This window comes from Bacillus sp. FJAT-44742 (genome assembly GCF_002797315.1).
Lineage (GTDB): Bacteria > Bacillota > Bacilli > Bacillales > Marinococcaceae > Thalassorhabdus > Thalassorhabdus alkalitolerans.
The window spans coordinates 1,476,243-1,490,113 of the sequence record NZ_KZ454936.1 but is presented as its reverse complement, the minus strand read 5'-3'; the positions used below and the strand labels follow the sequence as shown (position 1 = coordinate 1,490,113).

Annotated in this window: 13 protein-coding genes; 2 read left to right on the top strand and 11 right to left on the bottom strand. The window is 40.4% G+C overall.

Translation table 11 applies throughout. The features are described from left to right. Positions 1-95: 95 nt before the first annotated feature. The 10 genes from CEF17_RS07400 to CEF17_RS07355 all read right to left on the bottom strand — a co-directional run bounded on the left by CEF17_RS07400 (position 96) and on the right by CEF17_RS07355 (position 11,476). Complete coding sequence (locus tag CEF17_RS07400; protein WP_100398968.1) at positions 96-1,361, bottom strand: dihydrolipoamide acetyltransferase family protein; 1,266 nt, start codon at positions 1,359-1,361, stop codon at positions 96-98. A gap of 77 nt (positions 1,362-1,438) precedes the next feature. After that, a complete protein-coding gene (locus CEF17_RS07395) occupies positions 1,439-2,473 on the bottom strand; it encodes an alpha-ketoacid dehydrogenase subunit beta (protein WP_100398967.1) in 1,035 nt (344 codons plus the stop codon). 101 nt (positions 2,474-2,574) lie between these two features. Beyond that, positions 2,575-3,567: a thiamine pyrophosphate-dependent dehydrogenase E1 component subunit alpha gene (locus CEF17_RS07390; RefSeq protein WP_100398966.1), complete on the bottom strand. Its 993-nt coding sequence runs from the start codon at positions 3,565-3,567 to the stop codon at positions 2,575-2,577. Between the two features lie 211 nt (positions 3,568-3,778). Beyond that, the gene (locus CEF17_RS07385; RefSeq protein WP_100398965.1) at positions 3,779-5,692 is read right to left on the bottom strand and encodes a sigma-54-dependent Fis family transcriptional regulator; all 1,914 of its coding nucleotides are present in this window, start codon (positions 5,690-5,692) and stop codon (positions 3,779-3,781) included. A 346-nt stretch (positions 5,693-6,038) separates the two neighbouring features. Beyond that, the gene (gene pepF, locus CEF17_RS07380; RefSeq protein ID WP_100398964.1) at positions 6,039-7,835 is read right to left on the bottom strand and encodes an oligoendopeptidase F; all 1,797 of its coding nucleotides are present in this window, start codon (positions 7,833-7,835) and stop codon (positions 6,039-6,041) included. 112 nt (positions 7,836-7,947) lie between these two features. Beyond that, on the bottom strand, positions 7,948-8,295 hold the full coding sequence (locus CEF17_RS07375) for a P-II family nitrogen regulator (protein WP_100398963.1): 348 nt from the start codon (positions 8,293-8,295) through the stop codon (positions 7,948-7,950). Between the two features lie 12 nt (positions 8,296-8,307). Then, on the bottom strand, positions 8,308-9,033 hold the full coding sequence (locus tag CEF17_RS07370) for a DUF1538 domain-containing protein (RefSeq protein WP_100398962.1): 726 nt from the start codon (positions 9,031-9,033) through the stop codon (positions 8,308-8,310). Beyond that, positions 9,026-9,730: a DUF1538 domain-containing protein gene (locus tag CEF17_RS07365; protein WP_332835288.1), complete on the bottom strand. Its 705-nt coding sequence runs from the start codon at positions 9,728-9,730 to the stop codon at positions 9,026-9,028. The genes CEF17_RS07370 and CEF17_RS07365 overlap by 8 nt, the downstream gene beginning before the upstream one ends. A 132-nt stretch (positions 9,731-9,862) precedes the next feature. Continuing rightward, positions 9,863-11,020 carry an acyl-CoA dehydrogenase family protein gene (locus CEF17_RS07360; RefSeq protein ID WP_100398961.1) on the bottom strand — a complete coding sequence of 386 codons (1,158 nt, stop codon included), beginning with the start codon at positions 11,018-11,020 and terminating at the stop codon, positions 9,863-9,865. Between the two features lie 117 nt (positions 11,021-11,137). Further along, positions 11,138-11,476, bottom strand: coding sequence for a P-II family nitrogen regulator (locus CEF17_RS07355; RefSeq protein ID WP_100398960.1), 339 nt, complete (start codon positions 11,474-11,476; stop codon positions 11,138-11,140). Positions 11,477-11,617: 141 nt separating this feature from the next. Between CEF17_RS07355 and CEF17_RS07350 the strand changes: the two genes are divergently transcribed. After that, positions 11,618-11,962: an ion channel gene (locus CEF17_RS07350; protein WP_100398959.1), complete on the top strand. Its 345-nt coding sequence runs from the start codon at positions 11,618-11,620 to the stop codon at positions 11,960-11,962. 19 nt (positions 11,963-11,981) lie between these two features. Here the strand turns inward: CEF17_RS07350 and CEF17_RS19950 are convergent, their stop codons facing one another. Then, a complete protein-coding gene (locus tag CEF17_RS19950; protein ID WP_157842976.1) occupies positions 11,982-12,119 on the bottom strand; it encodes a hypothetical protein in 138 nt (45 codons plus the stop codon). 151 nt (positions 12,120-12,270) lie between these two features. On the opposite strand from CEF17_RS19950, the gene CEF17_RS07345 reads away from it, so the two are divergent. Then, on the top strand, positions 12,271-13,869 hold the full coding sequence (locus CEF17_RS07345) for an ABC-F family ATP-binding cassette domain-containing protein (RefSeq protein WP_100400835.1): 1,599 nt from the start codon (positions 12,271-12,273) through the stop codon (positions 13,867-13,869). Positions 13,870-13,871: the final 2 nt, after the last annotated feature.

Genomic DNA, 13,871 nt, shown 5'->3' with positions numbered 1-13,871 from the left:
ATACCATGCAGTCTAATTTTTCCTTTGAAATAGAAAGAAAGATAAGGGCTGAAGCCAGCCCTTAATGTTCAGGAACGTTCAATGCTCCCCCATGCTTATGAGAATAGAAGGTGATGGGGGACAGAAAGTTTCTTAATAACAAAATCGAGGAAACGACTCGCTGGTTCACCATCCACTACCCTGTGATCAAATGTTAAGCTTAAAGGGAGATACTTTTGTGTAATGGGTTGATTGTCACGAAGTATTACAGCTTCCTGAATAGAGCCGACTCCGAGAATTCCGGTTTCAGGTGGGTTTAAAATAGGTGTAAAGTATTCAACACCCGATGCACCTAAATTTGTAATGGTAAAAGTAGATCCTTGAAGTTCCTGATTATCTATACTCCCACCCCTTGCTTTTTGACTGAGTTCTTTTATTTTACTTGATATTTGACCGAGTGACAGGTTACCAGCATTAGTAACAACAGGAACCATTAAGCCTGAGTCTAGAGACGTTGCGATGCCCAAATGGATGTCACTCTGAGCGTAAATTTTTCCATCAATCATTGTACTATTCATCTCTTGATGATTTTTCAAGGAGAGAACAACCGCTTTTGCAATGTAATCCGTTAATGTAAGCTTTGGCATGTCTGGTACTCTTTCTTTCTCTTCTTTCAGCTTGCTTTGCAGGTCCAGTAATGGAGTAATGTCTGCTTTTCTCATAATCGTTAGCTGAGCCGTTGATTGAAGACTTTCATGCATTCTATGTGCAATTATCTTTCTCATCCCGCTGATAGGCTTCGCCTCCACAGAAGGCTTCTTTTCTGACTCATTCCTTACCGGGTTTTCTTTTGCTGGCGCTTGCCTGTTTTTATTATGCTGCTCAAGTTCTTCAATAACTTTATTTACATCTTCTTTTGTAATCCGGCCTTGAGGCCCTGATCCTTGAACTGTTTCAATATCCACTCCTTTGGTTTTAGCCAATTTCTTTGCAGCAGGGGAAATACGTACTCGTCTGCTTGGAGAAGTAAACGCTTCCTGCTTGTCTTTTGTTTCTTTATGATCTTCCTCGGCTGGACTTTCAAGGGCCGCTCCAGCTTCTTCATACGCACCGTTTGCCTGTGTGTCTTTTTTTGTAATTTCTTCCCCTTTTGCCCCCACATACCCAATCGCTTCACCAACAGCGATAACGTCATCTTCTTTAGCGGCGAATTGGATAATTCCATCTTCCGGGGCTTCAAGCTCTTTCTCAAGCTTATCTGAACTGATGGAAACGACGGGATCTCCTTTTTTTACCTCTTCGTTTTCTTTTTTTAACCATTCAACAATTGTACCTTCAGACATACTCATCCCAAGCTTAGGCATTATTATTTCAACAGCCATATTGTCACCCCTTTTGTGGTAGGTAAGTATAGAGATAAGAGCATGCCGGCACACACTCTTATCTGAAGAAATTAACATTACAGAGCCACAACTGATTCATCATCAATCAGGTCAGCCACAACCTGAAGAACTTTTTGTGATGATGGGAGATAAATATCCTCAAGGGCAGGAGAAAATGGAACTGGACAATGTGGAGCCGTGATCATTTTGATTGGTGCATCCAAATAATCAAACCCTTTGTCAGCTACCATAGCTGAAATATCAGTAGCTACATTGCACCGAGGGTTTGCTTCATCAATAATAATCAAACGATTTGTTTTTGCCACCGACTGTAAAATAGTTTCTTCATCTAAAGGAGAAAGACTTCTAGGATCCACAACTTCCGTTTCTATTCCTTTACTTGACAGTTTTTGAGCAGCCTCTAAAGCTGTATTTACCTGTTTCCCTATAGTCACAATTGTCAAGTCTGTCCCTTCCCTTTTTATGTCAGCCTCTCCAATCGGCAACGTGAAATATTCTTCAGGAACTTCGCCTTTAACGTTATATAGAGTTTTATCCTCAAAGAAAATGACAGGGTCATCATCTTCAATAGCTGCCAGCAGGAGACCCTTTGCTTCAGCCGGAGTGGAGGGAACTACAACTTTAACTCCAGGAATTGCCGTAAACATTCCATATAAACTTTGAGAATGCTGGGCAGCTGCCCTAAACCCCGCACCGTGCATTGTACGAATCGTAAGAGGAACCTTTGCTTTCCCGCCAAACATATATCGAAGCTTTGCCCCCTGGTTCATTACTTCATCAAGGCAGCTTCCTATGAAATCATTAAACATCAGCTCAGCTACGGGACGCATCCCGGTTGCGGCACAAGTGACAGCTGCCCCTACATAACCGGCTTCTGCAATAGGAGTGTCTAAAATCCGGTCCCGTCCAAATTCCTGCACAAGACCCTTCGTGACTCCCATCACTCCTCCCCATGCTTCCTCATCCTGCAAGTGATCGACGTTTGCCCCACCTGCTACATCCTCTCCCATTAAGATAACGCTTTCATCTTTTCTCATCGCTTGCTGAAGAGCTTCATTTATGGCATCGGCAAAAGTAATAATTCTAGACATTTCCACTCACTCCTTACTTATTTATTCTTTTTAAACTGAGGGCGGCAAAAGTTTGTACATCCCGTGATGTCTTCATTTCTTCTATTAAGAAATGAATGAGATTATTTATAAGATACGTAAACATCTTTTAACAGGTCTTCTGAGTCAGGCATGGGGCTTTGTTCTGCAAAGGCTACTGCTTCTTCTACTGCCTTTCTGGCCCTTTCATCTATAGCATTGAGTTGCTTTTCATCCGCAAGCTCGCTTGAAAGCATATATTGGCGGAATTTAAGGATTGCATCTTCTTCTTTCAAATGCTTGTCTGCTTCTTCTCCTTTATACGTTTGAGCATCGCCTTCAAAGTGACCGTAGTTTCTATAGGTTTTACATTCAATGAGAGTCGGTCCTTCTCCCCTTCTTGCTCTTTCTACAGCCTTTTGGGCTGCCTTATACACAGCAACAGTATCTTTTCCATCGACAACCACTCCAGGGATGTTATATCCTGCTGCACGATCGGCGATAGATTTACAGCTGGAAGCATAATGGAATGGAGTGGCTTCTGCAAAACCATTATTCTCTGCAACAAATACTACAGGCAGATTCCAAATGGCAGCTAAATTAATCCCTTCGTGAAAGGTTCCATGATTATTGGCTCCATCCCCAAAGAAGCAGACTGCAACATCATTTGTTTTTTTCAGTTTTGCGGTAAGACCTGCTCCTGCAGCCAGTGGAAATCCTCCGCCAACAATTCCATTGGCTCCAAGCATCCCTTTCTCCACATCGGCAATATGCATAGAGCCTCCTTTCCCTTTACATAAGCCTGTGGCTTTTCCGTACAGTTCAGCCATCATACCGTTTAAGTCACAACCCTTTGCAATACAATGTCCATGCCCTCTGTGAGTACTAGTAATACTGTCACTGTCTGTTAAGTGGGAACAAACACCAACAGCTACTGCTTCTTCACCAGCATAAAGATGTACGAAACCAGGGATAATGCCCTTACCAAAAACTTCATGAACCGTATCTTCGAAATGACGGATTTCACACATCTTTTGGTACATGTTCTTGGCTTTTTCTGACGTAATTCCTTGAGTTTCAATTTTAGAAGTTTCCATCTTTGTTCCTCCTTTAAGATAAGTAAGAATTACGGCGCAGAATCTCAGCAGTCTTCTTCTGCTTTTATACATTGCAAGTTTTATGCCAAGAAGAAAACGCTTACAAAATAAGCGTTTAGAGAGCTGGCTATATTTATTGTGAGAGGGGAACTGAGACGGTTTGAGACACTGTTTCATTTTGTCTCACTTTATCTCACCTGTGTCAAAATGGCTATAATTTGTATTTTTTGATCTTCCGATAAAAAGTGCTGCGGGGGATTCCTGCCAACGATGATGCTTTCGAGACATTTCCGCCGGCTGTTGCCAAAGCTGTCTTAATCCTTTCTACCTCTACTGTTTCCCGGAACGATAATGTTTTCTCTTCTTTCTTTTCATTCTTTTTCTGAGGGAGGAGCAATGGTCGTTCCTCTCTGATGAGGGAAGAAAGCTCTAAAGGAGAGGGGACCTGACTCTTAAAATGGATTCTTATCCGTTCCAAGGTATTGTGAAGCTCTCTTATGTTCCCTGGCCAATCATGTGACTGGAAAATTTCGAGATGTTCTTCGTTCCATTGAACATTCCAGCTATGTTCCTTACAAAACGAGCTTATGAAAGCAGGAATATCCTCCTTTCTTTCCTGGAGCGAGGGTAGAGATAAAGAATAAACAAAGATACGATAGTACAAGTCACTTCTAAACCGCCCTTTTTCTATGAGGTCATGAATGTTTTCATTCGTTGCAGAAATAAGCCGAATATCAATGGGGTAGGATTCTTTGCTTGCCAGGGGAGTGACCCTTTTTTCCTGGAGAACTCTCAAGAGTGCAATTTGCATTTTGAGAGGAATTTCTCCTATTTCATCCAAAAATAGTGTTCCTTTGTTGGCTTGAAGCAGCTTCCCCTCATACCCATTACGCTTTGCTCCTGTAAAAGCACCAGCCCCGTAACCGAATAATTCACTTTCTAAGAGATCCTCTGGTAATGCACCGCAGTTAATAGGGACAAAAGGTCCATCAGATCTTTCACTGTTTTCATGAAGGGTTCTTGCTGCAAGCTCTTTCCCGGTTCCTGTTTCTCCATAAATATGAACTGGAATGTCAGTGGGGGCTGCTTTTTTTATTTGATCCAGCACATCCTTAAACACCTGGCTCTCTCCTTGAATCCCCTCAAATCGAAAAGAGGAGCGTTCACTCTTTCGTTGGTTCAAGGGTTTTTTCTTATGGATTTTGGAGACTTCAGCATAATACCCAATTTCATAAGTATTGGTTGATGCTACAATGGGATCTTTCCTTGAGAGGGTGTATCCTTCTTCTTGTAATGAGGAGATCGTCAAAGAGTGAATGGAAATTTTGTCTCTCAAAAAAGGTGATGTATAGATTATTTTATTACGGCGGTTAAAAAGGATATATGGCTTGCTCTCATCCTTACAATCAAGAGCGTAATGTAATAGCTCTATCTCCTCTTCTTTCATCTTTTTTTGCCATTGATGTTCAATAGCATAAGCTGTTGCCACCACACCTCCAAGCATATGTTCATGCTGGCAGGATGTCAGCGGGCTGGAAACATCGAGGACTCCGATTAATTTACCTTCTTCATCATGTATCGGTGCTGCCGAGCATGCCCAATTTTGGGAGGCAATTGAGAAATGTTCAGCGCCGATTATTGTGATCGGTTCATCTGTTCTTAATGTTGTACCTATTGCGTTTGTGCCCACCAAATTTTCTGTCCATTGTACACCTTCGATAAAATTAATTTCTGAGGCTTTTTGTTTAGATTGTTTATTTCCGGCTACTTTTAACACATAACCGTCCTTATCAATTAACAAGAGATTGGAGTTTGTTTTTCTGAACATCTTTTGGAGATTTTCAATAAATGGAGAAGCAATCTCAAGAAGGAGAGAGTTTTCTCTCTTTCGCAGCTCCAGCTCTTTGTCGGCGAGCACTTTGGTTCCCCTGCCGTTAAAAGGGTTCACCCCGGATTTTTTGCACATATACCAGGACTCTAAAATGCGTTTATTTATTCGCGATTCATCTAGAGCCCCCTCTTTGACAAAACGGTCCCACACTTTCTTTGTTACCTGTTCAGCTTCCATTCTGATCACCCCATGTTTGAGAATGAGCTTTTCGCTGTTTCCCCTTGTCATTGGCATTTTGGAATTTCCTTACTACTTCGTTGTTCACATTTAAATTCCTTTGTCATGTTATTGAAGGAGCTCGAGTATGATTTGAAAAACACATCTTTTTACACACCAGGGACAAGCAGTATCCTGATATAATTTTCTTATTCTTTAGAGCTTCTACTCTAGGAGGGAATAGTGTGATTATCCTTAAGTTATTAACAGGCTTCTTTTCACTCACTGCCCTATCTCTAATTTCATTTCAATCCATTGAAATCGTTCAGGCTGTCATGGACACTTTATTTCATTACCGGAAATAGCTTTAATCTATAAAAAAGGCCGCCCTTTAGTAGAGCGGCCTTTTCTTTATATTACTTCTTTACACATCAGTCATCGCTGAGAACTCATCAATCAAGCCTTTGAATGAGGTTAATGCATGCTTGATAGGCTCGGGACTGGTTAGATCGACTCCTGTCTTTTTCAATAAATCAAGAGGATCTTCAGAACTTCCACTCTTTAAAAAAGTAAGATAAGATTTCTTCATCTCTTCATTTCCAGCTAAAAGCTGATCTGCAATTAAAATAGCTGAAGCAAACCCTGTAGCATACTTGTAGACGTAAAAAGGACGATAAAAGTGAGGAATCCTGCTCCAGCCATGCTTTACTTCCTCATCAAATACAAGTTCTTCCCCGTTATATTGCCTGAATAATTTTTCATACACGTTGTTAAATGCAGTCACATTAAGCGGCTCCCCATTCTCCGCTTTATCATGAACAAGCTGTTCAAATTCAGAAAACATCACCTGTGTGAAAAAGGTTCCTCTGAACTGATCAATAAAGTGGTTTAACAAATGTTTTTTCTTCTCCCTGTCCTTTGTGTTGTTTAACAAGTAATGAATAAGGAGAATTTCATTTACTGTTGATGCCACTTCAGCTACAAAAATAGTATATCCCGCCGTAATTTGAGGCTGGTATTTTGAAGAATAGTAACTATGCATAGCATGGCCCATTTCATGAGCTAGTGTAAAAAGACTATCCAGATCATCTTGATGATTTAAGAGGACATAAGGGTGAACTCCATATAACCCAATATTATAAGCACCGGACCTCTTTCCCGGAGTTTCTCTTACATCTATATATCTGTGTTCTTTAAAATACTTTAGTAAATCAGTGTATTCACTGCCCAGCGGCGCTAAGGCGTTGACCATTGTTTCATACGCTTCCTCAAACGTAATATCCTGTTTCATGCCAGGTACTAGAGGAGCATTCAGGTCATATGCTCTCAGCTCATCAAGATTAAGAATCTTTTTTCTCACTCTCATATACTGATGAAAGGGTTCAATATTATCTTTCGTTGCTTTTATTAAGTTATCATAGACAGTTGTTGGCACTTTATCTTTAAATAACGCTTTTTCCAAAGAAGAAGGGTAGTTACGCATCGTTGAAGTCATGGCATTATTTTTAATAGCTGAAGATAGCGTGGAAGCAATCGTGTTCTGGAGCTGGATATAGGGCTCATAGTAAGCTTTGTAAGCTTCCTTTCGCACCTCTCTGTCTTCATCTTCGATTAACTGGGAGTACATCCCTCTTGTCAGTTCAACTTTTTCTCCTTCTTTGTTTGTGACTTTCCCAAATTTAATATCAGCATTGTTAATCATTCCAAAAGTCTTCCCTGGAGAACTCAGTGCTTCCCCGAGCTGAGAAAGAACTTCTTCTTTGTCCTTATTCAAGACATGCTTTTTAAATCGGTAAGAGTCATATAAGTCTTCTTCGAAATATTTCAGCCCTTTTACTTGCTTGATGTAGGAATCTAAAGTCTTTCGGTCAAGTTCCAACAAGAATGGCATGAAAAAAGATGTAGCAGACTGGAGTTTGACACTTAATTGTCTGGCTCTGTCTAACAAGGCCTGGGATTCGGCATTCCGAGTATCAATGTCAGTTAAGAGCATGGCATATACATAAACTTTGCTGAACACATAATCACACTGCTCATCTAAATGGAGAAAATCATATAAATCCTGGGCGCTGGCAATCGCTCCTTCATAAGTCTTTAATTCTTCGGCCATCTTCACAACTTTATCATAATCTTTTTCCCAATCCTGCTGACGCGGATAAATGTCTGTCAGGTCCCACGTTTCCTGTACAGGCACCTCATCTCTGCTTTTATACGTTTTCATAAGTACTCCCCCTTATAGGCAATGACCGTCTTTTATCATGTATATCATAGAATAGACCAACATTGACACTTTTTTCTATAAAATAACCAGCCTTTTCTAAGGTTGGCTGCTGCTATTCTTTCTTTTTCTCTCTTTGACCGATTACATGGTTGACGCCGAAGAGTTCCTGAACATTTACGACAAATCCGATACCGGCTCCTGATTGGTCCAGCTCTCCCTCTTTCCTGATAGCTTCTACAACTTCTTTACGAATGTTGTCAGGTACTACTGTCAGCATGATTTCTTTTTCAGGTTCTATTGATAAGCCGAACATTTTCTTGCTTTCATGAATACCGGCGCCTCGTCCGTTAAATATGGTAGAGCCTTCTGCTCCCACTTCTTTAGCTGCTTTTATAAGACGGGATGCTTTTCCTTTCGGTACGATTGTTACAATAAGTTCAAAGTTTGTGACGGCACTCATTTTTTTACCCCCTTAGGATGTTTGCTTCTTCTTCACTATTACACCAAGGATAGAAACAGACAAGATTGGCGCCAGAGCAACTAACGCAACAAGCCCAAATCCTTCCATGATAGGGTCTCTTCCTTCCAGCGTACTTGCAACGCTGACGGCCATAGCTAAAATAAAGGTTACAGTCATTGGACCAGTGGCTACCCCTCCAGAATCAAAGGCAATGGAAACAAATTTCTTATCTGCAAAAAAAGCGAGCAAAAAGGCAAGTAAATATCCTGGCAAGAGCACCCACCAGAGTGGAAAACCAATAAGAATCCGAGCCATCGCAAGGGCGACAAATACACCAACTCCTGCAGCCAGGGTAAACAATAACACTTTTCCTCGGATAGAGCCGCTTGATTCTTCTTCAACTTCATAGGTTAATACACGCACTGCTGGTTCTGCTGAGGTAGCCACAAAACCCAGCAAAAACCCTATAGGGATAAGCAGCCAGTTATAATCTGCTCCACCTACAGCTGCACCAACCTCTTCTCCAGTTGGTAAAAAACCAATATAGACTCCTTGCAAAAATAGTGAAAAACCCAAAACAGCCATCAAAATTCCCATTAAAGCCTGATAAATTTCTTTCCATTCCAGCTTTAGTGCAAAAATTTGAAAAAGGGCTAGTACAGCCAGTAATGGAGCTAATGCAGTAATAACCTCGAACACTTCATCCAGCAAGCCATCAAAAATTACTAAATTAATCATAAAACAGCACTCCCAGAATCAATACAGAGAGAATCGGTCCTATAGAAGCCATGGCTACCAGTCCAAAACTATCTGATGAAGATTCATTTTTATCTCCTTTTACCACAGCAGCAACCCCGATACTTAAAGCGAGGATAAATGGAACGGTAATAGGCCCGGTGGTCACTCCCCCGGAATCAAAAGCAATAGAAATAAACTCTTCCGGTACAAGTAATGCAAAAATGAAAACAACGCCATATGAAGGTATAAGCATATAAATCAAGGGAATTTGCAATATCTTTCTAAGAAAAGCTAAAGCCACAAAAAAGCCTACACCAAGAGCAATAGTAGCGATGAGAACACCTTCTGAAACAAATTGCTCTCCGGCATCATCTATTTGTGTAGCTAAAATACGCACATCAGGTTCTGCAACAGTTACCACAAAACCCAAGAGAAAACCTATTGCTACAACCCAGGGAAAAGAAACCTTTTCCGGTAAGTATGAGCCCACTTTCTCCCCAATAGGGATGAGTCCCAGTTTTGCCCCGGCCAAAAATAAACCAAGTCCGAATATCGTAAAAAAGGCACCAATTAGGAACTGAACGAGCTGCATTAAGTCTGTGCTTACAAATATAAGTTGTAAAAGAATGACGACAATGGTTACTGGAAGTACAGCTGTAATGACATCCTTCATTTCTTTTAATAAAGTGGTTTTCACTTTGCCACCTCGCTTCCCGTCTCATTCTTTACCACAGAATGAAATGCCATAAACCTTGTCTTCCCTCTCTCCCAAGGGAATTACACCTTTCAGGAAAAATAAATAACCCCGCTTTCGCGGAGTTGGGCAAGATTATTTAATTAATTTATTGATTGATTCCTGGGCAAGGTGCATGATCGTCATATCATCCATTGGGGGATTGTGCAGTCCTGCTCTTGTATCACGGTAATATCGCTGTAGAGGGTTTTGTTCTGACAGACTCCTTGCACCCTCTATCCGCATAGCTATATCAACCACTTCAAGTGATTGGTTTACAACGGATTGCTTTACCGCCCCTAATAATGCCTTCATGGTTTCACGCTCACTCTGATCGCTATTATCCCACTGACGGGCAACAGAGTACAAAAAATGCTGGCTCTGAACTACTTTCAGTTCCATCTCTCCAATCTTTTGTTTTATGTTAGGCAGTTCTGAAATAGTACCGGTAATACTGTTTGGTGAGTACGAAGCAGCAAATTGTACAGCATGCTCTTGTGCAGCACGGGCAATACCCAAATAACAAGCAGGAATATGAAGGAGCCATCCTTGGGCACTTTTGTTGCCAGGTTGCAGCACTTGTACGAGATCATGTTTATCTACCACGGCATCATTCAGAACAATGTCATGGCTTCCGGTAGCTCTCATACCAACAGAATCCCATGTCTCTTCTATTGTTAATCCTTTGTTCTCTCTTTTGATCAGGAAATTAGCTATTTTCTCTGTTCCTTCTATCCCGGCGCTAACAACAAAATGCGTAAGAACCGGGGAAAGGGTTGTGTAGGTTTTCCTGCCGTTAATTTTCCATTTTTCATTCATTTCCACAGCTGTCGTTTCTGGTCTTCCCCCTCGTGTTGGGCTACCCGTTGCTGGCTCGGAGGCAGCATTATTAATAAGAGCCCCGTGATGTAAAACATCATTCGCGAAATCTTGGTATGTATCTTGTTCCCAAATGTCGTTTTCTCCCAAATGTTTTGTAATTCCCATATGCCAGCCAATGGATAACGCGGTAGATCCATCAGATTTTCCAATAGTTTCCTGAGCACGGACAAGTTCATATAAACTCATTCCTTGCCCTCCATACTTCCTTGGGATGGAAAGCGCTGTGTAACCAATTTCTATGAGGTCTTTTATGTTTTGAATGGGGAAGGATTTTTCTTTATCATGCTTCCCCGCTCTTGAAGAGAAAGGATTCACTACAATTTCGAGCTTGTGAAGCCTCTCTTCTATGTTTGGTATCTGTGATAGTTTCATCCTGTCACCTCGGTTGTTCTGCTCAAATATTTAAAATCATTTTACATAGAATTATCTTCCTTCTGCAATAGAATAAGCATATGCAGTAGTGGAAAAGGCCAAATGCTTGACCTTTTCCTATGAAGTAGTGATCGGCTTGCTTGCTAAAATCCCAATTGCCTTCTCTACATCTACTACGCAGCTTAAGCCGTTTCCTTCATCACTTAAATTGCCTGCTTTCTCTGCAAGTTCTAAGGCATGATCCGTGTCTTTGTCTTCTACTACGGTGAAAATGATTTCTTTTTGAGGTTCGATGGGCATACCTAATATTTTATCCTGACTTTCTTTACTAGCACCTCGTGCCTTCGTTACCGTCCATCCTTCAATCCCGTTTTCTTTATACTTGTTAAATACTTCATCTGCGTACTCTTCACGAACGATGGTAACAACTAGTTTGAGATTTCCGTATTTTGCCATTGTACTTTTCCTCCTTCATTTAAAAAGAGTACTTCCCTATACCCATAATCTCTTTGACTTAATATCTGCTTTATAAAGAGCATGGTTTATTTTCGGTGATCATAACATGAATAAGGAAGGATTTTTATCAGGAGGATAAAGATGAATTTACTTAAAAACAACCGGGTTCGTGCTTTTTTATGGGTGATTCTTGTCTATGTAAACATCACTATACTATTTGCCTTATTATATTTAATTTTTGATATGACAAGCCTTGGATTCATTGTAGATCATTATCAGAGAACGCCTGAACATGAAGCGGTTTTGAATATATGGAAAATGATTTATTTTAGTTTTATTACAATGGCCGCTGTAGGATACGGAGATATCACACCCGTAGGTTTCTCGCAAATTGCAGCCACTCTCCAATCTTTTGTGGGATACATCCTCCCTCTTACACTTGTTGTAATATTTTCAACACAGAAAAATTCGGAGGAATTGCCTTAAACGAATAAAGGGCCACATGTTAAAAAGGAAATCGAGAAGTAGCAATTCCTATTATTATTGAGAAGAAGATAAATAAAAGGGCCCCCATTGCAAAGGGGAGGATATAAGGGTGCTTACCAAATAAAAAATCAAAAAGCTGCTGGACCACTGTTTTCATTTCCCTGCCTCCTTCTTATGTAGTATGTCCTTTTTTCCTGAAATCTTTAAATTCTCTCTGTTTTGTTTCCTATGAACTTTCTTTCTCCTATGTACTTTTACCAAATAAGTGTTATTATACAAGGAGATTAGAATTGGAGGATGTTATAACTGTGATTACTTGTAATAACGTAGGACTGCGATATGGCGATAAGAAACTCTTTGAAGAAGTTAACGTTCAATTTAACCCTGGTAATTGCTATGGGTTAATTGGTGCCAATGGTGCCGGAAAATCAACGTTCTTAAAAATCCTTTCTGGTGAAATTGAGTCCCAGACTGGTGAAGTTCATATAAAAAAAGGAAACCGGCTGGCTGTCCTTAAACAGGACCACTTTGCCTATGAAGAAGAAGAAGTATTGAATGTTGTTATCATGGGGCATGAACGTCTGTATGAAGTAATGAATGAGAAAAATGCGATTTATATGAAAGAAGATTTCTCAGATGAAGATGGGATTCGTGCTGCTGAACTAGAAGGCGAATTTGCTGAAATGGACGGTTACGAAGCCGAAACGGAAGCTGCCCAGTTATTAAGAGGACTTGGATTAGGGGAAGAATATCATTACAAAAAAATGGCTGAACTGACGGGTTCAGAAAAGGTAAAAGTCCTGCTTGCTCAAACCTTATTTGGTAAACCAGATATTCTTCTTATGGATGAGCCGACAAACCACCTTGACGTTAAGGCTATTCAGTGGCTGGAAGATTTCTTGATTAACTTCGAAAACACAGTCATTGTGGTTTCCCATGACCGCCACTTCCTTAACAAGGTTTGTACACATATTGCCGATGTGGACTACGGGAAGATTGAACTGTATGTTGGTAACTATGATTTTTGGTATGAGTCTAGTCAGCTTGCTCTTCAGATGGCTAAGGACCAAAACCGTAAAAAAGAAGAACAAATCAAACAGCTTCAAGAGTTCGTTGCACGATTTAGCGCAAATGCCTCTAAATCTAAGCAAGCAACATCCAGAAAGAAAACTCTTGAAAAAATTAACCTTGAAGATATCAAGCCTTCCTCTAGGAAGTATCCGTACGTAAACTTTAAGCCTAATCGTGAATTAGGCAATGATTTATTAACGGTAGAAGGCTTGACCAAGACGGTTGACGGTGTGAAAGTTCTTGATAATGTAAGCTTCACCCTTAATAGTAATGAAAAGGTTGCTTTAGTTGGTGATCAAGAAATTGCAAAAACAACCTTAATGAAAATTCTAATGGGAGAAATGGAGCCTGACAGTGGCTCATTTAAATGGGGTCTTACTACCTCTCAATCCTATTTCCCAAAAGACAATTCTCCATACTTTGAAGGCAAGGATCTAAATCTTGTTGATTGGCTTCGTCAATACTCTCCTGAAGATGAAACAGAAAGCTTTTTACGTGGATTCTTGGGAAGAATGCTTTTTTCAGGTGACGAGGTTCATAAGAAAGCGAGCGTCCTTTCCGGAGGGGAAAAAGTTCGCTGTATGCTTTCTAAAATGATGTTAAGCGGAGCAAATGTTCTTTTGTTGGATGAGCCGACAAACCATTTGGATCTTGAATCCATTACTTCATTAAACAATGGTCTTATTGATTTCAAAGGCTCTGTTATTTTCTCATCTCACGACCATCAATTTATTCAATCCATTGCTAACCGCATCATGGAGTTTACGCCAAATGGCTTGATTGATAAAAAAATGACGTATGATGAGTATCTTGAAAGTGAGAAGCTGGTTAAGTAATT